Origin of the sequence: Streptomyces sp. BJ20, from assembly GCF_022869105.1 — a bacterium.
In the GTDB taxonomy this organism is placed as follows: Bacteria; Actinomycetota; Actinomycetes; order Streptomycetales; family Streptomycetaceae; genus Streptomyces; species Streptomyces griseoincarnatus.
In genome coordinates this window covers 4,889,898-4,913,401 of sequence record NZ_CP094918.1, presented here as the reverse complement: position 1 = coordinate 4,913,401, position 23,504 = coordinate 4,889,898, and the positions used below count along the sequence as shown (strand labels likewise).

The 23,504-nt window shown below is 73.0% G+C and carries 23 protein-coding genes and 1 riboswitch; of the genes, 16 read left to right on the top strand and 7 right to left on the bottom strand.

The window, feature by feature from the left end; translation table 11 throughout:
- Positions 1–158: 158 nt before the first annotated feature.
- Complete coding sequence (locus MTR79_RS22140) at positions 159–1,271, top strand: glycoside hydrolase family 6 protein (protein WP_086704930.1); 1,113 nt, start codon at positions 159–161, stop codon at positions 1,269–1,271.
- On the opposite strand, the gene MTR79_RS22135 is transcribed toward MTR79_RS22140, so the two are convergent.
- Positions 1,253–2,656, bottom strand: a complete 1,404-nt coding sequence (locus MTR79_RS22135; protein WP_244791846.1) for a solute carrier family 23 protein — start codon at positions 2,654–2,656, stop codon at positions 1,253–1,255. The two genes, MTR79_RS22140 and MTR79_RS22135, sit on opposite strands and share 19 nt — an antisense overlap.
- Positions 2,657–2,830: 174 nt before the next feature.
- Between MTR79_RS22135 and MTR79_RS22130 the strand changes: the two genes are divergently transcribed.
- Positions 2,831–3,289, top strand: a complete 459-nt coding sequence (locus tag MTR79_RS22130; RefSeq protein WP_244791845.1) for an acyl-CoA thioesterase — start codon at positions 2,831–2,833, stop codon at positions 3,287–3,289.
- Here MTR79_RS22130 and MTR79_RS22125 read toward each other — a convergent pair.
- On the bottom strand, positions 3,249–4,454 hold the full coding sequence (locus tag MTR79_RS22125) for an MFS transporter (protein ID WP_189365437.1): 1,206 nt from the start codon (positions 4,452–4,454) through the stop codon (positions 3,249–3,251). The genes MTR79_RS22130 and MTR79_RS22125 overlap by 41 nt on opposite strands.
- Positions 4,455–4,607: 153 nt before the next feature.
- Here MTR79_RS22125 and MTR79_RS22120 point away from each other — a divergent pair, with 153 nt between their 5' ends.
- Entirely contained in the window at positions 4,608–5,795 is a 1,188-nt protein-coding gene (locus MTR79_RS22120; RefSeq protein WP_244791844.1) for an ROK family transcriptional regulator, read from the top strand.
- Between the two features lie 51 nt (positions 5,796–5,846).
- Here the strand turns inward: MTR79_RS22120 and MTR79_RS22115 are convergent, their stop codons facing one another.
- Positions 5,847–6,608: an NAD(P)H-binding protein gene (locus MTR79_RS22115; RefSeq protein WP_244791843.1), complete on the bottom strand. Its 762-nt coding sequence runs from the start codon at positions 6,606–6,608 to the stop codon at positions 5,847–5,849.
- Positions 6,609–7,022: 414 nt separating this feature from the next.
- Positions 7,023–7,153, top strand: a riboswitch (FMN riboswitch).
- Between the two features lie 144 nt (positions 7,154–7,297).
- Between MTR79_RS22115 and MTR79_RS22110 the strand changes: the two genes are divergently transcribed.
- The 9 genes from MTR79_RS22110 (at position 7,298) to MTR79_RS22070 (ending at position 14,683) form a co-directional block, all read left to right on the top strand.
- Complete coding sequence (locus MTR79_RS22110; protein WP_244791842.1) at positions 7,298–7,912, top strand: riboflavin synthase; 615 nt, start codon at positions 7,298–7,300, stop codon at positions 7,910–7,912.
- The gene (locus MTR79_RS22105; protein WP_175448563.1) at positions 7,909–8,550 is read left to right on the top strand and encodes a nicotinamide mononucleotide transporter family protein; all 642 of its coding nucleotides are present in this window, start codon (positions 7,909–7,911) and stop codon (positions 8,548–8,550) included. Before MTR79_RS22110 ends, MTR79_RS22105 begins: the two co-directional genes overlap by 4 nt.
- Positions 8,547–9,833, top strand: coding sequence for a bifunctional 3,4-dihydroxy-2-butanone-4-phosphate synthase/GTP cyclohydrolase II (locus MTR79_RS22100; protein WP_086703436.1), 1,287 nt, complete (start codon positions 8,547–8,549; stop codon positions 9,831–9,833). The genes MTR79_RS22105 and MTR79_RS22100 overlap by 4 nt, the downstream gene beginning before the upstream one ends.
- A 20-nt stretch (positions 9,834–9,853) precedes the next feature.
- Positions 9,854–10,339 carry a 6,7-dimethyl-8-ribityllumazine synthase gene (gene ribH / locus MTR79_RS22095; protein WP_033275135.1) on the top strand — a complete coding sequence of 162 codons (486 nt, stop codon included), beginning with the start codon at positions 9,854–9,856 and terminating at the stop codon, positions 10,337–10,339.
- 34 nt (positions 10,340–10,373) lie between these two features.
- Complete coding sequence (locus MTR79_RS22090) at positions 10,374–10,646, top strand: phosphoribosyl-ATP diphosphatase (RefSeq protein WP_004990764.1); 273 nt, start codon at positions 10,374–10,376, stop codon at positions 10,644–10,646.
- 46 nt (positions 10,647–10,692) lie between these two features.
- Entirely contained in the window at positions 10,693–11,541 is an 849-nt protein-coding gene (gene hisG, locus MTR79_RS22085; RefSeq protein WP_086703434.1) for an ATP phosphoribosyltransferase, read from the top strand.
- A 20-nt stretch (positions 11,542–11,561) separates the two neighbouring features.
- Positions 11,562–12,023: a PH domain-containing protein gene (locus MTR79_RS22080; RefSeq protein WP_048458131.1), complete on the top strand. Its 462-nt coding sequence runs from the start codon at positions 11,562–11,564 to the stop codon at positions 12,021–12,023.
- 255 nt (positions 12,024–12,278) lie between these two features.
- Complete coding sequence (locus MTR79_RS22075; protein ID WP_189365435.1) at positions 12,279–13,610, top strand: hemolysin family protein; 1,332 nt, start codon at positions 12,279–12,281, stop codon at positions 13,608–13,610.
- On the top strand, positions 13,607–14,683 hold the full coding sequence (locus MTR79_RS22070) for a hemolysin family protein (protein ID WP_086703431.1): 1,077 nt from the start codon (positions 13,607–13,609) through the stop codon (positions 14,681–14,683). Before MTR79_RS22075 ends, MTR79_RS22070 begins: the two co-directional genes overlap by 4 nt.
- 37 nt (positions 14,684–14,720) lie before the next feature.
- Here the strand turns inward: MTR79_RS22070 and MTR79_RS22065 are convergent, their stop codons facing one another.
- Positions 14,721–16,583: an AAA family ATPase gene (locus tag MTR79_RS22065; protein ID WP_086703429.1), complete on the bottom strand. Its 1,863-nt coding sequence runs from the start codon at positions 16,581–16,583 to the stop codon at positions 14,721–14,723.
- A 450-nt stretch (positions 16,584–17,033) separates the two neighbouring features.
- Positions 17,034–17,591: a hypothetical protein gene (locus MTR79_RS22060; protein WP_244791841.1), complete on the bottom strand. Its 558-nt coding sequence runs from the start codon at positions 17,589–17,591 to the stop codon at positions 17,034–17,036.
- 295 nt (positions 17,592–17,886) lie between these two features.
- Here MTR79_RS22060 and MTR79_RS22055 point away from each other — a divergent pair, with 295 nt between their 5' ends.
- The 3 genes from MTR79_RS22055 (at position 17,887) to MTR79_RS22045 (ending at position 20,292) form a co-directional block, all read left to right on the top strand.
- Positions 17,887–19,260, top strand: coding sequence for a peptidase C39 family protein (locus MTR79_RS22055; RefSeq protein WP_244791840.1), 1,374 nt, complete (start codon positions 17,887–17,889; stop codon positions 19,258–19,260).
- A gap of 142 nt (positions 19,261–19,402) precedes the next feature.
- Entirely contained in the window at positions 19,403–19,543 is a 141-nt protein-coding gene (locus MTR79_RS22050) for an SCO1431 family membrane protein (protein ID WP_107080921.1), read from the top strand.
- A 92-nt stretch (positions 19,544–19,635) separates the two neighbouring features.
- A complete protein-coding gene (locus tag MTR79_RS22045) occupies positions 19,636–20,292 on the top strand; it encodes a TetR/AcrR family transcriptional regulator (protein WP_086703424.1) in 657 nt (218 codons plus the stop codon).
- Positions 20,293–20,379: 87 nt separating this feature from the next.
- Here MTR79_RS22045 and MTR79_RS22040 read toward each other — a convergent pair whose 3' ends face one another.
- A complete protein-coding gene (locus MTR79_RS22040; protein ID WP_086703423.1) occupies positions 20,380–21,618 on the bottom strand; it encodes a glycoside hydrolase family 18 protein in 1,239 nt (412 codons plus the stop codon).
- 335 nt (positions 21,619–21,953) lie between these two features.
- On the opposite strand from MTR79_RS22040, the gene MTR79_RS22035 reads away from it, so the two are divergent.
- Positions 21,954–23,126 carry an acyl-CoA dehydrogenase family protein gene (locus tag MTR79_RS22035; RefSeq protein WP_244791839.1) on the top strand — a complete coding sequence of 391 codons (1,173 nt, stop codon included), beginning with the start codon at positions 21,954–21,956 and terminating at the stop codon, positions 23,124–23,126.
- Here the strand turns inward: MTR79_RS22035 and MTR79_RS22030 are convergent.
- Entirely contained in the window at positions 23,089–23,343 is a 255-nt protein-coding gene (locus tag MTR79_RS22030; protein WP_048458122.1) for a hypothetical protein, read from the bottom strand. The genes MTR79_RS22035 and MTR79_RS22030 overlap by 38 nt on opposite strands.
- Positions 23,344–23,504 lie beyond the last annotated feature (161 nt).

Here is a 23,504-nt window from a genome sequence, read left to right as displayed (position 1 = left end):
CCTCTAGTCTGGCTCCCGTGGCGGCGGGCCCGGCGCTTCCCCGGAACGGGGGAACGCGCCCGCCGTGGGGGAGGGGGAAGCACAAGGTGGCAGGCTCGCGTGCCCGCAGACTCTCGGCGCGCCGTGCGGACCGCCGGCGCGCCGCACGGAGGGCCACGATGGTCGCGGCGGCCTCGATCGTGGTCGCGGCGGGCACCGTGTCCGGGGTGATCTCCGCGACGGGGGAGGGGCCGGACGCACCGGAGGCCAGGCCCGTGCCGTCCGCGTCGCCCCGTCCAGTTCCGCTGCCCGCTGTGCCCTCGGCCTCCCCTTCGGCCACTTCGGCCACCGTGTCCGCGTCGCCGTCCGTCAGGCCGAGGCGGTCGAGTGCGTCGGCTTCCGAGTCGCCGCAGGCGAAGAAGACCACGGTTTCCGCGCGGCTCTACCGTCACCCCGCCTCCCGCGTCATCGACTGGGTGCGGGCGCATCCCGGCGACCCGCGCCGCCCGGTCATCGAGTCACGCATCGCCGACCAGCCGGCGGCCGTGTGGTTCGCGGACTGGTCGCCGGACACCGTCACCGCGCGGGTGAGGGCGGTGACGTCCGGCGGGGCCGCCGAGGGGCGGGTGCCCGTCGTCGTGCCGTACGCGATCCCCGGGCGGGACTGCGGGGGTCACTCCGAGGGCGGCGCGCCGGACCTCGAGGCCTACGACGACTGGATCGACCGGTTCGCCGCCGGGCTGGGCAGCGGGGAGGTCGTGGTGATCCTGGAGCCCGACTCGGTCGCGCAGGCCGACTGCCTGTCCGCCGGGGAGCGGGCCGCGCGGTTCGCCTCGCTGGCCCGCGCCGGGCGGGTGTTCAAGGAGGCCGGCCCCCGCGCCCGCGTCTACTACGACGCCGGACACTCCGGCTGGCACTCGCCCGCCAAGCAGGCGGACCTGCTGCGCCGGGCGGGGGCCGCCTCGTCCGCGTCGTCGGACGGCGTCTTCAGCAACGTGTCCAACTTCCACGGCACGGCCGACGAGATCGCCTACGACCGTGCCGTGCTCGACGCCCTCGGCGGGACGCACCTCGGCGCGGTCATCGACACGAGCCGCAACGGCAACGGCGCCCCGGCCGACGGCGAATGGTGCGACCCCGCCGGCCGCACCCTGGGCCGGGCCCCGACGCTCAGCACCGGCGAGCCCCGGATCGACGCCTACCTCTGGGTGAAGCTGCCCGGCGAGTCCGACGGCTGCAAGGGCGCACCGGGGACGTTCAGCCCGTCGTACGCCTACGACTTGGCGCGCTGACCCTCCTCGGAGCCGCCCGGGTCGTAGGAGGACGTGCCCTCGTCGAGCAGCGGCTCCTGCGTCTTCAGATGGGCGGGCGCGAAGGCGCGCAGCGCGTGGTAGCCGGTGATGACGACGACCGTGCCGAGGGCGATGCCGCTGAGCGAGAAGGTGTCGGTGAACTCCATGGAGACGTTGCCGACGCCGATGATGATGCCCGCCGCGGCCGGCACCAGGTTCAGCGGATTGCGCAGGTCCACCTTGGCGTTGAGCCAGATCTGCGCGCCCAGCAGGCCGATCATGCCGTAGAGGATGACGGTGATGCCGCCCAGCACACCGCCGGGGACGGCGGCCACGACCGCGCCGAACTTGGGGCACAGGCCGAACAGCAGGGCGAAGCCGGCGGCGGCCCAGTAGGCGGCGGTGGAGTAGACGCGGGTCGCGGCCATCACGCCGATGTTCTCGGAGTAGGTGGTGTTGGGCGGGCCGCCGACCGCGGTGGACAGCATGGAGCCGACGCCGTCGGCGGAGATGGCCGTGCCGAGCTTGTCGTCCAGGTTGTCGCCGGTCATCTCGCCGACCGCCTTCACATGGCCCGCGTTCTCGGCGATCAGGGCGATGACCACCGGCAGGGCGACCAGGATCGCCGACCACTCGAAGGACGGCCCGTGGAAGTCGGGCAGGCCGATCCAGTCCGCCCGGCCCACGCCGGACAGGTCAAGACGCCAGTGGTCGGTCACCTTGCCGCTCGCGTCGGCCGAGTGGATCTGGCCGAAGATCCGGTCCTGCGCCCAGGACAGCACATAGCCGAAGATCAGGCCCAGGAAGATCGCGATGCGGGACCAGAAGCCCCGCAGACAGACCACGGACAGTCCGGTGAACAGCATCACGAACAGCGCGGTCCACTGGTCCTGCGGCCAGTACGTCGAGGCGGTCACCGGCGCCAGGTTGAAGCCGATCAGCATGACCACCGCGCCGGTCACCACGGGCGGCATCGCCGCGTGGATGATCCGCGCGCCGAACTTCCGCACCGCGAGGCCCACGAGGAACAGCGCGCCGCCCACCACGAACACCGCGCCCGTCACCGTGGCGCTGGAACCGCCGTCCGCCCGGATCACCGCGGCGACGCCGACGAAGGAGAGCGAGCAGCCCAGGTAGCTCGGCACCCGGCCGCGGGTGGCCAGCAGGAAGACCATGGTGGCGACGCCCGACATCATGATCGCTAGGTTGGGGTCGAGACCCATGAGCACGGGCGCCACGAAGGACGCGCCGAACATGGCGACCACGTGCTGGGCACCCAGGCCCGCCGTGCGCGGCCAGGAGAGGCGCTCGTCGGGACGGACCACCGCCCCGGGTGCCGGAGTGCGTCCGTCTCCGTGCAGTTTCCAGCGGACGCCGAGATCCATGGGTTGTCGCTTTCGTCGTGCGGCCAGCGTGTCCGCACCATTGTGCGGCCCGGAGAGGAGTGGTTCGCACAGGTGGGCGGGCACCCCGGCTCCTCTGAGCGTCCGCTTAGGATGAGGTCACGCCGTCGATCGATGCACACGGCACCGATCCCGTACGTCCCAGGAGCACCACCCGTGACCGCCGAAGCCCCGCCCGCGCCCGCCCTCTCCTACGGCCGGCTGATCCCCGTGACCGTCCACTTCGACGACCTCGACGCACTGGGGCTGCTGCACAACGCCCGCTACCCCCTGCTCGTCGAGCGCGCCTGGGCCGAGCTGTGGCAGGCCAACGGCATCACCTTCGACGGCGACTGGGCGGCCGCGGGCGACGCCTGCAACGCGGTCAAGGAGCTGCGCCTCACCTACGAGGCCCCGGTGACCCGGCCCGGCCCCTACGCCGTCCACCTGTGGCTGGACCGGCTCGGCACCACCGGGCTCACCTACGGCTTCCGGTTCTGCTCGGCGGACGGCGCGGTGACCTACGCCCGGGGCAGCCGGGTGCTGGTGCGGCTGGACGCCACGACCCTGCGCCCGGCGCCGTGGAGCGAGGGGTTCAGGGGCGCCGCTCGGGAACTGCTGCGTCCGGACGCGTGACCTTCACCCGGTCGCCCGCGCGCAGCACCCCGGCGAAGCCCGCGATACCGCACGTCAGCAGCGTCACCAGCATGAACGACACCACCAGGCTGGTCGCCTGGGCCAGCATGCCGATCGCGCTCGGGGCGATCAGCCCCGAGGTGTAGGTGATGGTCGCCACGCCCGCGATGGCCAGGCTCGGGTTGGAGCCGCTGCGGCCGGCGGCGGCGAAGCAGAGCGGGACGACCACCGCGATGCCCAGCCCCATCAGCGCGAACCCGGCCATCGCGACGGCCGGGTGGCCGGCGAACACGATGAGCAGGCCGCCGAGCAGGGCGACCACGCCGCTCGCGCGGACCGTGCGCACCGCGCCGTAGCGGTCCACCACCCGGTCGCCCGCGATGCGGGCGACCGCCATGGTGAGCGTGAAGCCGGTGGTGCAGGCGGCCGCGAGACCGGCGGAGGTCTCCAGCTGGTCGCGCAGATAGACCGCCGACCAGTCCAGGCTCGCCCCCTCGGCGAACACCGCGCAGAAGCCGATCGCGCCGATCAGCAGCGCCGAGCGGGGCGGCAGGGCGAACCGGGGCGGCGGTTCCTCGTCCTCGGTCGGCTGCAGGTCGAGCACCCACGCGCAGGCCACGAAGCCCACGGCCGTCAGCACGGCGGCGGCCAGAGCGTGGTGCAGCCGGGCGTCCGAGCCGAGGTGCGCGGCGAGTGTGCCGGCCGCCGAGCCGACGACCGCGCCGACGCTCCACATGCCGTGCAGGCCCGACATGATCGACCGGTCGAGCCGGTTCTCCACCTCGACGCCCAGGGCGTTCATCGCCACGTCCGACATGCCCGCCGTGGCGCCGTAGACGAACAGGGCCAGACAGAGGGTCAGCAGGTTCGGGGCGAGGGACGGCAGGATCAGCGCGAGCGTCCACAGGGCGAGCAGGCCGCGCAGCGCGTTGCGGGCGCCGAAGCGGTGCGAGATGCCGCCCGCGAGCGGCATCGCGAGGGACGCGCCCAGCGCGGGGAAGGCGAGCGCCAGGCCCAGCTGGCCCGCGCTGACCCCCGCGTGGTCCTGGATCCAGGGGACCCGGGTCGCGAACGAACCGGTGACCGCGCCGTGCACGGCGAACACCGCGGCCACGGCGTACCGTGCCCGCCTCACCTCGCGTGGTGTGTGAACCACTGCGCTCATCGACCCGCCCCTCCCTGATCCACCGCTGTCGTGTGCGCGTTACCCCTGTCGTGCGCGCCGCCGTAAACTATCAGGAACCCTGCCTGAAAGAAACGGGGCATCCCGGGACACGGCACCCGCCGGCCGGGCCCGCCGATCTGGGAGGATCCCGGCATGGCCGCATCCCCGAGCACCGCCCGAGCCATCAACGACCGGCTCGCCCTGCGTCTGCTCCAGCAGGAGGGCCCGCTGACCGCGGGGCAGCTGAAAGAGCTCACCGGGCTGTCCCGGCCCACGGTCGCCGACCTGGTCGAACGCCTCACCGCCGCCGGCCTGATCGAGGTCGCCGGCGAGGCCCGCGCCCAGCGGAGGGGCCCCAACGCCAAGCTCTACGGCATCGTCGCCGGCCGCGCGCACCTCGCCGCCCTGGACGTGCGTACCGAGGGCGTCGCCCTGGTCGTGTCCGACCTCGTCGGCGGGGTGCTGGCCGAGGCGTCCCTGCCCATCGCCGACGACACCGGCACCGGACCCGCGGTCGAGCAGGCCGTGTCCCTGGTCGAGCGGACGGCCAAGGAGGCGGGTGCCCACCGGCTGCACACGGTGGGCATCGGCGCGCCCGGCCTCATCGACCCCGCGACCGGTGAACTCCGCGACTCCACGAGCCTGCCCGAGTGGCACCGGCGCCTGGTCGCCGCCCTCCAGGAACGGCTGCCCGGGGCCCGGGTCAGCGTGGAGAACGAGACCAACCTCGCCGCGCTCGCCGAGCAGCGCGACGGGTCCGCCCGTGACCGGGACACCTTCGTGCTGCTGTGGCTGGGCCACGGCACGGGCGCCGCCGTGATCCTCGACGGCGCGTTGCGCCGGGGCGCCTCCGGCGGCACCGGCGAGATCGGCTTCCTCCCCGTCCCGGGCACCCGGGGCCTGCCCTCCGCGACCGACTGCGCGGGCGGCTTCCACTCCCTGGCCGGCGCGGCGGCGGTCGCGACGCTCGCGAGGGAGTACGGGGTCGTGCCGGCGTCCGGGTCCGACCCGGAGGCGGCGGGCGCGGTACGGGCGGCCGTCTCCGGGCCGGAGAGCGCGGCACACACGCGCTTCCTCGACACCCTGGCCGACCGGGTCGCGGTGGGCGTGGCCTCCGTGGTCGCGCTGCTGGACCCCGGGTGCGTGGTCCTGGGCGGCGAGATCGGCCAGGCGGGCGGCGAGGCACTGGCGTCCCGCGTCCACGACCGCCTGACCGCGATGTCCCCGCTCCCCGTCGAGGTCCGCCCCGGCGCCCTGGGCGGAGGGGCGGTCCTGCGCGGGGCGCTGCTGACGGCCCGCGACCACGCGCAGGACGAACTGTTCGGGGCGCCGGGGCACTGACGGGGCTCCAGGAGGGCGGTACCGCCTCGCCCGGCGTCTCCGGGTGTACGCCTAGCGTCGAGCCTCCCGCACCGCCGCGAACCGTTCCGCGAGGTGGTCCTCGAAAGTGCGGGTGCCCACCGCCCGGTCAGGGGCGAGATGGCCCCCCGCGCGGAACGCCTCGTACGCCGATCCGCGGAGCGGGACCTTCACCAGTGCGCGGCGGCGGCCCGCCGCGTCCAGGTACGAGCGAGCCAGGGAGTGCATCGTGCGGACCTCGGGGCCGCCCATGTCGTCCGTGCGGCCGGCGGGCGCGCCCTGCGCCAGCTCGGCCAGCCGGTGCGCGACCTCCCTGACCTCCACCGGCTGGTCCTTCACCCGGGCGGGCAGCGGCATCACCGGCGACTTCGACAGGCCCTGGAACAGCCGGAACAGCAGGTCGTGGAACTGGGTGGCGCGCAGCACCGTCCAGCCGGTCCCGCAGTCCTCGAACTGCCGCTCCACCGCCAGCTTGGTGCGGTAGTAGGGGAACGGCACCCGGTCCACGCCGACGATCGAGACGTAGACCAGATGCGCCACCCCGGCCCGCCGTGCCGCCGTGATCAGGTTCCGCGCCGCCCGCTCGTCACCGCCACGCGCCGAGGTGGCGCAGTGCACCACGGTGTCCGTGCCGTCCAGGGCGCTGTCCAGCCCGTTGTCGCCCTCGCGCAGGTCGACGGCGTAGGGCGCGGCGTGGCGGCTGAGCACCCGCACCTCGTGGCCGTCCGCCCGCAGCCGCGTGACGACATGCCGGCCGAGGGTTCCGGTACCGCCGGTCACCAGGATCGTGGTCATGCTGCTCAAGTCCCTCCGGACACGGGCGCCCTGGGATGTCGTGCGCGTGGCGCCGTACGGCATCCAGCTTCGCCGGGCCGGACGCCGGGCGCATCCGCGCGGGTGGTGAGGCCCGGCGGCGGGCAAGGGCCGTCGTCACCGCCGCCGGGCCGGCCGGGGAGGGGAGCGCGGCGGACCCCTGGTCCGGCCGGCGCTCCGAGGAGGTGGCTCGGACCCTAAGAGGACTAGACCACTTGGGTCAATAGGTCTGGACCATCCGTCGGAGGCGGAGGGGGCGCCAAGGGGGCGCACACCCGCGGCAGTTGTGCATCACGCGACCCTCGGTTGCCCTGACGTAGCTTGCTGTGAGCCACTCCACACACCTCGCCTGCGTGGCCGAGTCACGGCCGTGGCAGACTGGTGCTGTACCAGTAGCAGCGCACTCCGGGGTCGGTGAAAGTCCGAACCGGCGGTTACAGTCCGCGACCCGGTCGCCTCCAGCGGTCGGTTGACCAGGTGAAATTCCTGGACCGACGGTTAAAGTCCGGATGGGAGGCAGTGCGCGGCGGGCGGGCATCCATGCGCGCCGCCGTACCGGTTCGCCCTTCGGGTGATCCCTGTCCGGCGTCGCCCCCGGTGTCCTCACCCGTGATTCTGTCGTCATCGACAGCCCCGGAGTCCGTGCCCGAAGAGGCAGGAGGACCCGGGAAGTGTTCACCGGAATCGTCGAAGAGCTGGGCGAGGTCACCGCCGTCGAAACCCTCGACGACGCCTGTCGCTTCCGCCTGCGCGGCCCCGTGGTCACCCAGGGCGCGAAACACGGCGACTCCATCGCCGTCAACGGCGTGTGCCTCACCGTCGTCGACCACGAGGGCGACGAGTTCACCGCCGACGTCATGGCGGAGACACTGAACCGCTCCAGCCTCGGCGCCCTCGCCGTCGGCTCCCGCGTCAACCTCGAGCGGCCCACCGCCGTCGGCGACCGCCTCGGCGGCCACATCGTGCAGGGCCACGTCGACGGCACCGGCGAGATCCTCGGCCGTACCCCGTCGGAGCACTGGGAGATCGTCAAGATCTCCCTCCCCGCGGAGCTCAGCCGCTACGTCGTGGAGAAGGGCTCCATCACCATCGACGGCATCAGCCTCACCGTCGTCGACGCCGGGCGCGACCACTTCACCGTCAGTCTCATTCCCACCACCCTCGCCCTGACCACCCTCGGCATCAAGAAGCCCGGGGACCCGGTCAACCTCGAGGTGGACGTCATCGCCAAGTACGTCGAGCGCATGCTCGGCGACCGCGTCGCCGGCGAGGGGGTCACCCGGTGAACTGGCTCAACTCCGAGGCCTTCACCCTCTTCGGCCAGCACATCAAGTGGGCCGACATGATCGGCAACGTGATCGGGCTGATCGGCCTCGCCCTCGGCTGGCGCCGCTCCCTGTGGACCTGGCCCGCCCAGTTCGTCTCCGGGCTCATCCTCTTCACGGCCTTCGCCACCGCCCACCTCTCCGGCAGTGCGGGCAAGCAGGTCGTCGTGATGCTCGTCGCCGTCTGGGGCTTCCGGCAGTGGAACCGCGGCCGGCAGCAGGCCCAGGACGGCTCCGTCGCCGTACGGTTCGCCACCTGGCGCGAGCGGGGCGTGCTGCTCGCCGGGGCCGCCCTCGGCACCCTCGCCGTCGGGGGCCTCTTCACCGCCTATCCGTCCCTGTCCTGGGACCCCTGGCCGGACGCCTACATCTTCGTCGGCACGATCGTCGCGATGTACGCCCAGGCCCGCGGCATGGTCGAGTTCTGGTTCGCCTGGCTGCTCGTCGACCTCGTCGGCGTCCCGCTGAACTTCGCCAACGGCTTCGCCTTCTCCGGCTTCGTCTACGTCATCTACGGCGCACTCGTCCTGTGGGGCATGCGCGACTGGTGGCTGCGCTCCCGCGACGCGCGGCCCGCACTGGAAGGAGCGCCGGCATGACTGCGGCCCCCGTTCTGTACGACACCGAGGACCTCGACCTCCGGCTCGACCCCGTCGAGCAGGCGATCGCCGACATCGCCGCCGGCCGCCCCGTGGTGGTCGTCGACGACGAGAACCGGGAGAACGAGGGCGACCTGATCGTCGCCGCCGAGAAGGTGACCGAGGAGATCGTCGCCTTCATGATGACCGAGTGCCGCGGCATGATCTGCGCGCCCATGACGGGGGAGGAGCTCGACCGGCTCCGGATCCCGCAGATGGTCGAGCAGAACACCGAGTCCATGCGGACCGCGTTCACCGTCACCGTCGACGCCTCAGCCGCGCACGGCGTCACCACCGGCATCTCCGCCTCCGACCGGGCCACCACCCTTCAACTGCTGGCCTCCGGCACGTCCGGGCCGGACGACTTCGTCCGCCCCGGCCACATCTTCCCGCTGCGCGCCCGCCCCGGCGGCGTGCTCGAGCGCGACGGCCACACCGAGGCCGCCGTCGACCTGGCCCGCCTCGCCGGACTGCGCCCGGCGGGCGCCATCGTGGAGATCGCAGGCGAGGACGGCCGCATGCTGCGCCTGCCCGAGCTGGTCCCCTTCGCCCGCAAGCACGGCCTGTCGATCATCTCCATCGAGGACCTGATCGCCTACCGGCGCGGCAGCGAGCCCACCGTCCGCCGCGAGGCCGAGGTCCGGCTGCCCACCGCCCACGGCACCTTCACCGCGCACGGCTTCCGCTCCACCGTCGACGGCGTCGAGCACGTCGCCCTGGTGCACGGCGACCTCGGCGACGGCACGGACGTCCTCGTCCGCATGCATTCCGAATGCCTCACCGGCGACGTCTTCGGCTCCCAGCGCTGCGACTGCGGCCCCCAGCTCGACGCCTCCCTGGACCGCATCCAGGAGGAGGGCCGGGGCGTCGTCGTCTACCTGCGCGGCCACGAGGGACGCGGCATCGGCCTGATGTCCAAGCTCCGCGCCTACGAACTCCAGGAGCGCGGCCGCGACACCCTCGACGCCAACCTGGAACTCGGCCTGCCCGCCGACGCCCGGGACTACGCGGCCGGCGCGCAGATCCTCGCCGACCTCGGCGTCCGCAGCGTCCGCCTGATGACCAACAACCCTGACAAGTCCGACGCGCTCGCCCGCCACGGCATCGACGTCGTCCGGCGCGAGCCGATGCCCGTCACCGCGAGCGAGCACAACCTCCGTTACCTGCGCACCAAGCGGGACCGGATGGGCCACGACCTGCCCTGGCTGGACACGCCGACCGTGCCCGCCTGCGGCAACCAGTAACAAGAACCACGAGGAGAGACGTGAGCGGCAAGGGTGCACCGGAGCTGACGGTACGCAACGTGGGTGACCTGCGGGTCGCCGTCGTCGCGGCACAGTGGCACGAGAAGGTGATGGACGGACTGGTGGACGGCGCCCTGCGCGCCCTGCACGACCTGGGCATCGACGAGCCGACCCTGCTGAGGGTCCCCGGCAGCTGGGAACTGCCCGTCGTCGCCAAGGTCCTGGCCGGCCGGGGCTACGACGCCATCGTCGCCCTCGGCGTCGTCATCCGAGGCGGGACGCCCCACTTCGAGTACGTGTGCCAGGGCGTCACCCAGGGGCTCACCCAGGTGTCCGTCGACACCGGCGTCCCCGTCGGTTTCGGCCTCCTCACGTGCGACGACGAACAGCAGGCCCTCGACCGCGCCGGACTGCCCGGCTCCCGCGAGGACAAGGGGCACGAGGCGGTCACCGCGGCCGTCGCCACCGCCGCCTGCCTGCGCTCGGTGTCCGAACCCTGGCGGTGAGCAGTCCCCGTCACCGCGTAGGGTAAGGACCACCATGTCCAAGAAGACGTTCGAGGAGCTCTTCACCGAGCTCCAGCACAAGGCAGCCCACGGGGACCCCGCCACCTCCCGCACCGCCGAGCTGGTGGACAAGGGCGTCCATGCCATCGGCAAGAAGGTCGTCGAGGAGGCCGCCGAGGTCTGGATGGCCGCCGAGTACGAGGGCAAGGAGGCGGCCGCCGAGGAGATCTCGCAGCTGCTGTACCACGTCCAGGTGATGATGGTCGCCCGCGGCATCTCCCTCGACGACGTCTACGCCCACCTGTAAGCATCACCGCTCCACCCCACCCCTCCACGCAAAGGAAGCCGACCTCATGCTGCGCATCGCCGTCCCCAACAAGGGTTCCCTGTCAGGACCTGCGGCGGAGATGCTGCATGAGGCCGGCTACCAGCAGCGCAGGGAGTCCAAGGAGCTGCGGATCGTCGACCCGGTCAACGAGGTCGAGTTCTTCTACCTCCGCCCCCGCGACATCGCGATCTACGTCGCCTCCGGGCAGCTGGACATCGGGATCACCGGCCGTGACCTGCTGATCGACTCCGGCGCCGACGCCGAGGAGATCCTGCCCCTCGGCTTCGCCCGCTCCACCTTCCGGTACGCCGCCAAGCCCGGCACGATCACCGGTCCCGCCGACCTCACCGGCATGACCGTCGCCACCTCCTACGAGGGCATCGTCGCCGCGCACCTCGCGGAGCACGGCATCGACGCCTCCGTCGTCCACCTCGACGGGGCGGTCGAGACCGCCATCCAGCTCGGCGTCGCCCAGGTCATCGCGGACGTCGTCGAGACCGGCACCTCTCTGCGCAACGCCGGCCTGGAGGTCGTCGGCGAGCCGATCATGCAGTCCGAGGCCGTCGTCATCCGGCGTACCGGCACGGACGGCGAGGACCCCAAGGTGCAGCAGTTCCTGCGCCGCCTCCAGGGCGTCCTGGTCGCCCGCACGTACGTGATGATGGACTACGACTGCCGGGTCGAGCAGCTGGAGAAGGCCGTCGCGCTCACCCCCGGCCTGGAGTCCCCGACCGTGTCGCCCCTGCACAACGAAGGCTGGGTCGCCGTCCGGGCGATGGTCCCCTCCAAGGAGGCGCAGCGGATCATGGACGACCTGTACGACATCGGGGCCCGCGCCATCCTCACCACGGCCATCCACGCCTGCCGCCTCTGACCGGGCCGGGGAGGACCGCCATGTCCGACACACGGTTGCCCGAACTGCCCGTCACCTTCCGGCCGGGCGTCACCCGCGCGGTGCTGCTCACCGCGGGCGTCGCGCTGTTCGTCGTCGTCAGCGTGATCGGGCTGCTGCTGCCCGGGCTCGGCCCGGGGGAGCGGATCAGCTTCGTGTTCACCGCCGCCCTGCTGGCCGGTGCGCTGTTCCTGCTGGCCCGGCCGAAGGTCGTCGCCGACGAGACGGGCGTCACGGTCGTCAACATCGTGAACCGGCGCCGCCTGGCGTGGCCGGAGATCCTTCAGGTGAACCTCCGCTCGGGTGATCCCTGGGTCTTCCTCGACCTCAGCGACGGCACCAGCCTGCCCGTGCTCGGCATCCAGCCCGGCATGGCCCGGCAGCGGGCCATCGCCGACGCACGGGCCCTGCGGGCCCTCGCCGAGGCGCACTCCGCGCCCGAGGCAGAGGCGCCCCGCGACTGACCCGGACATGTCCGGCGCCGTCCCGCGGGGAGAAACGGACCTGCCGCAGTCCCCCCTGTCTTGATTAATCTGTTGGGCGGAGGCGCGCCGACAGCGCCTCCGCCCCTGTCGCCCCGCCCGGTGCGCCGAGGGGCCCCAGCTATCCGAGGAGTGACCCTCTCCGGCGATGGACGGATCGTCCTGCAGTACCTGCGCCGCCCCCTGCCGACATAGCGCCCACCGCCCGGTGGGCGCGCATGCGGAGGCGGCGGCATCATGAGCACCCCTGCGCTGCTTCTCGCAGCCGCCTTCCTGCTGATCCTCGCCAACGGCTTCTTCGTGGCCGCCGAGTTCGGCCTGGTCACCGTGGAGCGGGCCGACGCCGAGGAGGCCGCCGCGGCCGGCGACCGGCGCGCCGGCCGGGTCGTCGCGTCCCTGCGCGAACTGTCCTTCCAGCTCTCCGGCACCCAGCTCGGCATCACCCTCACCTCCCTGGTGGTGGGCATGCTCGCCCAACCGGCGCTCGCCCAGCTGCTGGACGGCCCGCTCACCGGCGCCGGCATACCCGAGGGCGCGGTCTCCGGCGTGTCCGTGGTGATCGGCATGCTGCTCGCGTCCGCCGTGCAGATGGTGATCGGCGAACTCGTGCCGAAGAACTGGGCGGTGTCCCGGCCGATGCAGGTCGCGCGCTTCGTCGCCGGCCCGCAGCACGCCTTCGCCCGCATGTTCCGCCCGGTCATCGCCGGACTGAACGCCGTGGCCAACCGGCTGGTGCGGGCCATGGGCATCGAGCCCGCAGCAGAACTGGCCTCCGCCCGCACCCCCGGCGAACTGGTCTCCCTGGCCCGGCACTCGGCCCGGGCGGGCGCCCTGGAGCAGGACACGGCGGATCTCTTCGTCCGCACCCTGTCCCTGGGCGAGCTGACCGCCCAGCACGTCATGACCCCGCGCGTGCGGGTCAGTGCCCTCCAGGCGTCCGCGACCGCGGAGGACGTGGTCAACCTGACCCGCGCCACCGGCCTGTCCCGCTTCCCCGTGTACCGGGAGCGGATCGACGAGATCGCCGGCATGGTCCATCTCAAGGACGCCCTGGCGGTCCCCGCGCACGAACGGCTGCGCACCCCGGTCGCCCGCATCGCCCGCCCGGCGCTGCTGGTCCCCGAGACCCTGCCGGTGCGCCCGCTGCTCACCAGGCTGCGCAGCGAGCAGCCCATCGCGGTCGTCGTCGACGAGTACGGCGGCACCGCCGGTGTCGTCACCCTCGAGGACATCGTCGAGGAGATCGTCGGCGAGGTGCGCGACGAGCACGACGGGCATGACGTGCCCGAACTAGCCCCCGCCCCGCCGGAGGACGGCAACCCGGCCTGGGACGTCGACGGCGGCGCCCGGGTCGACATCCTGCGCCGCATAGGACTGGAGGTCCCCGAAGGCCCCTACGAGACGGTGGCCGGCCTGGTCGCCGATCTCCTCGGCCGCATCCCGGCCGTGGGGGACCGCACGGAACTCCCGGGCTGGCGGCTGTCGGTGCGCCGCGTCGGCCACTACCGCGCGGAACGCGTCCGCCTGGTCCGCACGGCCCGGATCCCTCTCGCGGAGGCCGCCGGATGAGCGTCCTGCAACTGCTGTTCGCCGCACTGCTCGTGCTCGCCAACGGCTTCTTCGTCGGCGCCGAGTTCGCCCTGGTGTCGGTCCGCCGCAGCCAGATCGAACCGCTCGGCACCGCCCGCGCCCGCCAGGTGCTGTACGGCCTGGAGCATCTGCCGCAGATGATGGCGGCCGCCCAGTTCGGCATCACCGTCTGCTCGCTCACCCTCGGCGCGGTCGCGGAACCGACCGTCGCCCGGCTCCTGGAGCCGGTGTTCGCGTGGATGCACCTGCCGCACGGGGTGATCCACCCGCTCGGCTACGTCATCGCGCTCGCCGCCGTGGTCTTCTTCCACCTCGTCGTCGGCGAGATGGTCCCGAAGAACCTGGCGATGGCCGCGCCCGAGAGGGCGGCCCTGTGGCTCAGCCCCGGCCTGGTGTGGTTCGCCCGCCTGTGCAAGCCGGTCACCGTCGCCCTCGGCGCCTGCGCCCAGGGCGTCCTGCGGCTCTTCCGCGTGGAGCCCAAGGACGAGGTGGAGGCCGTCTTCACCAGCGAGCAGCTGAACCGGCTGGTGGAGGACGCCGGCCAGGCCGGGCTGCTCGACCCTGAGGAGGCGGAGCGGCTGGAGGACGCCCTGGGACTGGGCTCGCGCCCGGTGACGGACGTCCTGCTGCCCCGCGAGTCCCTGGTGACGGTCACCCCGGCGGTCACCCCGGGGCAGATCGTGGAGCTGACCGCCCGCACCGGCTACTCCCGCTTCCCGGTGGCGGCCGAGGGCGGCGCCTTCATGGGCTACCTGCACGTCAAGGACGTCCTGGACCTGGAGGACGCCGACCGGGCCGTCCCGCAGCACCTGTGGCGCCCGATGACCACGCTGAGGCCCGAACTCCCGCTGGACGACGCCCTCACGGTCATGCGCCGGGCGGCCACCCATCTGGCGCAGGTGGCGGACGCGTCCGGCAAGGTACTGGGCCTGGTCGCTCTGGAGGACGTGCTCGAGATGCTGGTCGGCGAGGTGCGGGACCCCGCCCACCGGGAGGTCACGCTCACCCCGCAGCGGGCGAGCGGGGCGCCGGAGGAGGCGATGGCCACCTGACCCCGGGTGGCCGTACGGCCACCCGCCCGTCGGGGTCCTAGGGCCCCGACGGGTCCGACGGACCCCGCCCCGACAGCACCTCCCCGTACGCCTGCATCAGGTCCGGCAGGCGCAGGGTCGCCAGGTCCTCCCGGGACAGCGGCCCCGGGTACACCGACAGCCGCAGGTCGCGGTAGGCGCAGCTCTTCTCGTACAGGGTGCGCAGGAACCGGCCGTTGCCCAGCTCGTCGATCCACCCCTGGTCCACCACGTGCCCGGCGATGGAGCGCAGCTCGTCCAGGGCCTCCTCGTCCCACACGTCGCCGTTCTCCGCCGCCAGCACCTCGCCGATCCTCGTCAGCTCCAGCGGCCGGTACGACGGGAAGTCCACGCGGGTGGTGAAACGGGACGACAGCCCGGGGTTCGCCGCCAGCAGCCGGTCCATGCCCTCCGGGTAGCCGGCCAGGATCACCACCAGGTGGTCGCGGTTGTCCTCCGCCCGCTTCAGCAGCACCTGCAGCGCCTCGTCGCCGTACGCGTCGCCCTTGCCGTACCCCGAGTTCGACAGGGAGTACGCCTCGTCGACGAAGAGCACCCCGCCGAGCGCGGAGTCGATCAGCTCGTTGGCCTTCACCGCGGTCTGCCCCAGGTACTCGCCCACGAGGTCCGCCCGCTGCGCCTCCACCAGGTGGTCGCCGCCGAGGAGCCCGAGGGCGTAGAAGACCCGGCCCAGGATTCGCGCGACCGTGGTCTTGCCCGTACCGGAAGGGCCGGAGAAGACGAAGTGCCGCTTCGGCGGCTGCACCGGAAGCCCCTGCCCGGCTCGCAGCCGCGCCATGTTCAACTGCGCGGACAGCGCCTTGACCTGGCGTTTCACCGGCTCAAGACCGACCATGCGCTCCAGCTCCGCGAGCGCCTCCTCCAAGAGTGCCGGATCGGTGGGCCCCGGGGGCAGGACCGGGCCGGAGCCGCCGGAGCGCTCGCGCACGCCGGGCCCGCCGAACGAGGGCATCGGAGGAGGGGTGGGGTCGGGGTCGGTCAGCCGCAGGTCGCGCCCCTCCGCGCCGAAGAGCGGGTCCAGGGTGTCGGGGCCGTCGACGCTGTCCTGCCCGGCGCCGGTCAGGGTGATCGCGGCGAGGTCCGCGGTGTCGTCGTAGCCGTCGCCCTCGGCGATCGCCGCGAGCCGGGCGGAGGTGTCCATGAAGGCCGGGTCGACCCGGTGCACGGCCCGGTACAGAGGGAGCGCGGCGGCGCTGCGGCCCGTGCCCTCGCGGGCGCGCGCCAGCCAGTAGCGCAGCTCCTTGCGCTGCGGCTGTTCGCTGCGGCACCGCATCAGCGCCGCCGCCAGCAGGGGCTCCGCCTGCCCGTACATCTCGAGGCGGACCCGGGCCATGCCGCCGAACAGGCCCGCCTCGATGCCCAGCAGCGGGTCGTCGATCAGCTGGTCGGTGTGCCGGACCAGCTGCTCCCAGTCCTTGACGAGATAGGCGCGGCAGGCATGCAGGAAGCGCACCTGCGGGTCGGTGTCCACCGGGGGGAGTCCGGCGAGCGCGCGGTCCAGCTCGGGGACGTGCCGGCCGTCCAGCCAGTGCGAGGCGTGGGCGAGCAGCAGGTCGCGCGGGGTCTCCAGTACGGGTTGCACCCACCAGCCCAGCCAATACCAGGAGTTGAGGGTGCGGTGGTGCCGGGTGCGCTGTTCGCCGAAGCGGTCGCGGTGGCGGAACATCCGCAGCAGCGCGGTCGTCGTGTCGATGCGCAGCGCGTGCAGTCCGAGCCAGCCGTCCGCCATTCCCGGGTCGATCCGTACGGCGGTCCGGAACTCCTCCTCCGCCTGCGGATAGGCGCCCATCGTGTAGGCGTCCACGCCTCGCAGCCAGGCGAGGTCGGCCGGGGCCTGCGGGCCCTGCGTGCCGAAGTCCATCACGTCCCCCACAAACCGTGCCCCCGTCGGTGTGCCGGCCGGCCCCTCGGCCGCCGGCGCCCTGTGGCCGAACCGCTGTGCCGCGGACCGGAGTTGCAAGGTGCGCGAAGCTTCGTCGTCGGTCGCACCGAGGGCATCGTACCTGCGGGGGCGCGGTGTCCGCAGGGTGCGGAGGAGGTGAAACGGAGAGGGGAAGGGGGCGCGTGGGAGGGGCGCGGAAGGTGATCCTCACCGAGGGTGATCGTCATATGCCGCTGTGCGCCCGGAAAGCGTGGAAAGGGCAGAACGAAGCCCCCGATCACGGGGGAACAACCGGGGGCTTCGCGTCTGCCGGCGGCTCCCGAAGGGCCGCACATTGAGAACGTAAGACCTGTACGGGCCCTCGGTCAAGCCGAGTTGGGCGTCTGCGGCAACTTGTCCGGACCGCTCTTCACAGGACCACCACATTGCCTACGACCCGTCACCGTCCGTGATCGAAAGCGGTGTTTCACCGGTCCCGTCAGGCCCGGGGACCACCTCGTACCCCTGCTGTCGCTGCCGTACCAGCAGGTGCGCGAAGGGGCGCGAGGGGTCGGCGGCGAAGTGCGCGCGCTCCGCCCGCTCCCAGCCGTCCCAGAACTCCCGTTGATCCTCGCCGTCCCGTGCCCGCCCCCGCGCCCAGGACTCCTCACACGGCACGTCCATCCAGAGCAGCAGCGCCAGGTGCGGCCGCAGCGCGGCGCGTCCGGCGCCGACGCCCTCGACCAGCACCACCGGCGCGGCGGGCAGCGGACGTGCCGGGCCGGGGCGGCGGGCACGCCAGTCGTAGGGGCGGTAGTGCGCGGTCGCGCCGCGGGAGAGCGGGAGGATCACCTCGTCGTGCAGCCGTGCCGTCCAGTCGAACAGCTCGTCGTGACGGGCGATGTCGTCGAGGTGCAGCACCGGGGCGCCGCCGAGCCGGTCGGCCAGCAGCCCGGCGAACGTCGACTTCCCGGACCCGGCGTGCCCGTCGACGGCGACGAGCCGCACCGGGCCGCACGAGGGAGGGAGCCGGCGGATGCGGGAGGCGAGCGGGTGAATGGCTGGTTCCCGGGGCGATGGGGGAAGTCGGACGGGAGCACTCTAGGCCCCGTCGCCCACCTGCGGTGCCACCGCCATTGGTCCACTCCCATGTTGGTCGACACCGCACGGCCCGGATGCTGGCAGGACCCGCCCGGCTGCGTTCATAGTGGGGCGCACACCCGCTCCATCCGGCGGACGCACACCGTCCGGCGGCCGTGCACCGGTCCCGTCCCGACTCCGAACCCCTGGGGGTCCCCCACCCATGAGCAGAGCCGAACTGCCGTCCCGCAGAACCCTTCTGGCCGCGGCGGTCGTCGCCGCCGTCGCCGGAAGCGCGGCGACGGCGTCCGCCGCCGTCCCGACCGCCGGCGCCACCCGGCCCGCGGCGCCCGGGCGGGCCGCCGCCCGCACCGTCGACAACCGCGCCTGGACCACGTACCCCGACTGGCGTTCCGGCACCGCCGCCGGCACCCGAGCCGTCGCCGGTCTCCGCCCCGGCCTGGTGATCGCCGAGGCGGCCGGCACCACGGACTACACCGACCCGCACACCGGCCGCACGGCCGCCTGGGAGTACGCGACCTGGACCTCTCCCGTCCACCGGCTCGCGGTCCCCTCCACCGAGGCGATCGCCTCCTGGAACGCGCACACCCCCGAGGGCACCTGGATCCAGGTCGAACTGAAGGGCACGTACTCCGACGGCACGGACACCCCCTGGTACGTGATGGGCCGCTGGGCGGCCGGCGACGCCGACATCCGGCGCACCTCCGTGGACGACCAGGAGGACGGGAAGAGCAGCGTGTGGACGGACACGCTCGCCGTCGACGACGCGGCCTCGGGGCTGCGCATCGCCTCCGTCCGGCTGCGCCTCACCCTGTACCGCCGCCCCGGCACCCGCCTCACCCCGACCGTGTGGCGCCTCGGCGTGATGGGCTCCGACGTCCCCGACCGGTTCACCGTTCCCGCGTCGACGCCCGGGCTCGCCAAGGAACTCCTCGTCCCGCGCTACTCGCAGGAGATCCACAAGGGCCAGTACCCGGAGTACGACAACGGCGGCGAGGCCTGGTGCAGCCCTACCTCCTCGCAGATGATCATCGAGTACTGGGGCGGCCGGCTCACCCAGGAGCAGCTCTCCTGGGTCGACCCGGCGTACGCCGACCCGCAGGTCTGCCACGCGGCCCGTCACACCTACGACCACCAGTACGCCGGGTGCGGCAACTGGCCGTTCAACGCGGCCTACGCGGCCACCTTCCCCGGCCTCCAGGGCGTGGTCACCCGGCTGCGGTCGCTGACCGACCTGGAGACGCTGATCGCGGCGGGCATCCCGGCCATCACCTCGCAGTCGTTCCTGAAGGAGGAGCTGACGGGGGCGGGCTACGGCACCTCCGGGCATCTGATGACGGTGATCGGCTTCACCGCCGACGGCGACGTGATCGCCAACGACCCCGCCTCGGACGACAACGAGGCCGTGCGCCGGATCTACAAGCGGCGTGAGTGGGAGAACATCTGGCTGCGGACCAAGCGGTACAACGCCTCCGGGAAGGTCGTCTCCGGCACCGGCGGCGTCTGCTACCTGTACTTCCCGGCCCGCCCGACCTCCCGCCAGCGCAAGGCGCTCGCGGCGGTGGGCGTGCGCTGAGCCGGCCTGCGCGGCGGGCCCCGGCCGCCACCGGGGCCCGCCGCGTGTGAGCAACCTCTCGGCGGCGCCCGCCGTTTCCGGTGGCAAGGTGGACGGCATCGCTTGGGGGGATCCACGCACCACCGGAGACCAGGTAGAAGTCATGAGCGCCAACGCAGCCACCGTCACCCGTGCCCGTACCGGCGGACCCCGTGAGGACGGTCCGAAGATCGTCGAGCACGTCCTGGGCTGGACCCTCGTCGTGGTGCTCGCGATGCTGGTGACGCAGCTGGGACTGCTGTAGCCCCGGGGGACGAGCGGCCCTGCCGCGGCGCGGGCCGACCTGCCATACTCCTGCGGGACCGCCCCGCCCCCCGCAGGAGACCTGGGCCGACATTGAACATCAGCCAGCAGTCCGCCGTGCCCTCCCCGACCCGCGGCACCCGGCGGGCGTCGGCCCGTCGCGCCGAACTGATCGCCATCGGACGCCGCCTGTTCGCCGACCGGTCCTACGACGCGCTGTCGATGGACGACATCGCACGCCAGGCGCGGGTCGCCAAGGGACTGATCTACTACTACTTCCACTCCAAGCGCGGCTACTACCTGGCCATCATCGAGGACTCGGTGACCGGTCTGGTCACGATGGCGGCGAGCGGCGACGAACTGCCGCCCGTGGAGCGGGTGCAGCGCACCATCGACAGCTATCTGCGGTACGCGGAGCACAACCAGGCCGCCTACCGCGCGATCGTGAGCGGCGGCGTCGGCTTCGACGCCGAGGTGCACGCCATCCGCGACGGGGTGCGCGAGGCGATCGTCGCCACCATCGCCGAGGGCGCCTACGGCCGCTCCGACATCGCCCCCGTGGCCCGGATGGCGTTGCTGGCCTGGGTGTGCAGCGTGGAGGGCGCGGTGCTGGCCTGGATCGACCGCCCCGACCTGTCCCGCGAGACCATGTGCGAGCTGCTGGTGAAGACGCTCGGCGGGGCGATGCGCGCCATCGAGGAACTGGACCCCAGCCACCCGGCCCCGGAGCCCGCGCGCCGCGACGGCTGACGCGGGGGCGGTCCGCCGGGGGGGACACGCGCGGGGCGGGAGTCCCCCCGTGGAACCCCCGCCCCGCGCGCGTCCGGCGTTCGCCGGCTACCGGATGGCCTTGATCAGCTCACCGTTCGCGGTGTCGCCGCTGAGCTCCCAGAAGAACGTGCCGCCCAGGCCCTCCTGGTTCTTCCACTCCGTCTTGGAGGCGACGGTCTGCGGGGTGTCGTAGCTCCACCACTGGTCGCCGCACTTGGCGTAGGCGGTGCCGCCGACCGTGCCGGTCGCGGGACACTTGTCCTTCAGGACCTTGTAGTCGTCGATGCCCGCCTCGTACGTGCCCGGCGCGGGACCGGTCGCGGTGCCGCCCGGCTCCGCCTGGGTGACGCCGGTCCAGCCGCGGCCGTAGAAGCCGATGCCGAGCAGCAGCTTGTCCGCGGGGATGCCCAGACCGGTCAGCCCGGCGATGGTGGCGGCGCTGTTGTACTCCGCCTTCGGGATGCCGTCGTACGAGGTCAGCGGCGAGTGCGGGGCGGTCGGCCCGGCGGTGTCCCAGGCGCCGAAGAAGTCGTACGTCATCGGGTTGTACCAGTCGACGTACTGGGCGGCGCCCGCGTAGTCGGCCGCGTCGATCTTGCCGCCGTCGGTGGCGTCCGCCGGGATCGCGGCGGTGACGAGACGGTCGGGGCCGAACGTGGAGCGCAACGCCGCCATCAGTTCGCGGTAGGCGTCACGGCCGCTGGTGTCACAGGTGGCGCCGCAGGCGTTCGGGTACTCCCAGTCGATGTCGATGCCGTCGAAGACGCCGGCCCAGCGCGGGTCCTCCACCAGGTCCAGGCAGGACTGCGCGAAGGCGGCCGGGTTCTTCGCGGCCTCGCCGAAGCCGCCGGACCAGGTCCAGCCGCCGAAGGACCAGATCACCTTGAGTCCGGGGTGCTTCTCCTTCAGCTTGCGCAACTGGTTGAAGGTGCCGCGCAGCGGCTGGTCCCAGGTGTCGGCGACCCCGTCGACGGACTCCTCGGCGGTGTAGGCGCGGTCGGTGGCCGCGTACGCGTCGCCGATGGCGCACTTGCCGCCGGTGACGTTGCCGAAGGCGTAGTTGATGTGGGTGAGCCGGTCCGCGGAGCCGGACGTCTCGATGTTCTTGACGTAGTACTTCCGGTCGTAGGTGCCCCATTCGGTGAAGTAGCCGACGACCTTCGATCCGGCGGCGGCCTCCTGAGCCGAGGTCGCCGCGGTGGCGGTCGAGGCGCCCGTGCCGGCGAGCAGCCCGGCGCCGAGCACGGCGGTACAGGCGGCGGACACGAGCGCCCGCAGGGTGCGGGGGCGGTGGGGGGATGGCATCCGGTGTCTCCTCGTGGGGGAGGGGAGAGCCGCGTTGTTCGGCATGAACGCGGTGACTTGGAGGTTGGAGCGAAACCCTAGGAGGACTAGACCAGTTGGTCAATGGTGCGGACCAATGTGATCGCGGGGAGGACGCCGTAAGGTGTCGCGAAGTAAGCGGTCGTTAACTGGTGACGGGATGCCGCCGATCGGGCATACTCACAGCGCACAGCCGCTGGTCAGCAGCTTCCGAGACCCGGGAGTGCGAGCATCGGCCCGGCACCGGAACGACCCCGGCGGAGCCGCCTCCACCCAAGGCGCACGCCGTGTGCCCCAACAGGGAGGAGAGCGACGCCATGCCCGACCGCGCCCCGCAGCCGGTGGACCGGCTACTGCCCACGGACGAGGCCCGGGACCTGCTCACGCTCGTCCGCGACATCGCGCAGCGCGAGGTCGCCCCCAGGGCCGCCGAGGAGGAGGAAGCCGGCCGCTTCCCGCGCGAGCTGTTCACCCTGTTGTCCGAGTCCGGCCTGCTCGGCCTGCCCTACGACTCCGAGTACGGCGGCGGCGACCAGCCCTACGAGGTCTACCTCCAGGTCCTGGAGGAGCTCGCCCGCGCCCGCCTCACCGTCGCCCTCGGCGTCAGCGTGCACACCCTCGCCACCTACCCGCTCGCCGCCTACGGCACCAAGGAGCAGCACGCGGAGCACCTGCCCGCCATGCTCGGCGGCGGACTGCTCGGCGGCTACTGCCTCTCCGAGCCCTCCTCCGGCTCCGACGCCGCTTCCTTGCGCACCCGCGCGGTCCGCGACGGCGACGACTGGGTCCTCGACGGCACCAAGGCGTGGATCACCCACGGCGGCGTCGCCGACTTCTACACGGTCATGGCGCGCACCGGCGGCGAGGGGGCGCGCGGCATCAGCGCGTTCCTGGTGCCCTCGGGCGCCGAGGGGCTCGGCGCCGCCGCACCGGAGAAGAAGATGGGCATGAAGGGCTCGCCCACCGCCCAGGTCCACTTCGACGGCGTCCGGGTGCCGGACGCGCGCCGCATCGGCGAGGAGGGGCAGGGGTTCGCCATCGCCCTGTCCGCGCTCGACGGCGGCCGGCTCGGCATCGCCGCGTGTGCCATCGGTGTGGCCCAGGCGGCGCTCGACGAGGCCGTCGGCTACGCCACCGAGCGGCGCCAGTTCGGCAGGCCGATCGCCGACTTCCAGGGGCTGCGCTTCATGCTCGCCGACATGGCCACCCAGATCGAGGCGGGACGCGCTCTCTACCTGACGGCGGCCCGGCTGCGCGACGCGGGCCGGCCGTTCGGACGGCAGGCCGCCATGGCGAAGCTGCACTGCACCGACACCGCGATGCGGGTCACCACCGACGCCGTGCAGATCCTCGGCGGCTACGGCTACACCGCCGACTTCCCCGCCGAGCGCTACATGCGCGAGGCGAAGGTGCTGCAGATCGTCGAGGGCACCAACCAGATCCAGCGCATGGTCATCGCCCGCCACCTCGCGGGGCCGGAGACACGCTGAACCGGCCGAAACCCCGCCAGGGCTCGGCCAGCCGCGCCCACTCCGGGTCGTGCCGCCCCGGCACGGTGCGGCCCCGGTCCGTCCACGTCCGCATCATCTCGCGGTAGATCGGCGGGTCCGGGAGCTGCGGCGGCGGGACGGTCACGGCCGCCTCGACGGGCGGCGGCACGAACACGTGGCGCTGACGCCCGGTCGTCGAGTACGTGGGGGTCGTCATGCCCGGCCAACGCGCGAACGGGCGGCCGGGTCACCGCCGTGCCGAATAGAGCGTGCGTTCAGCGGTGCCCCGTGCGGCGGACACCGGCGGGCGGGTGCCGAAGGGACGGGGCGGTGGACGGCGAGGGTGGCGGCGCTCCGCCACCCTCGGGCCGGCCCGCT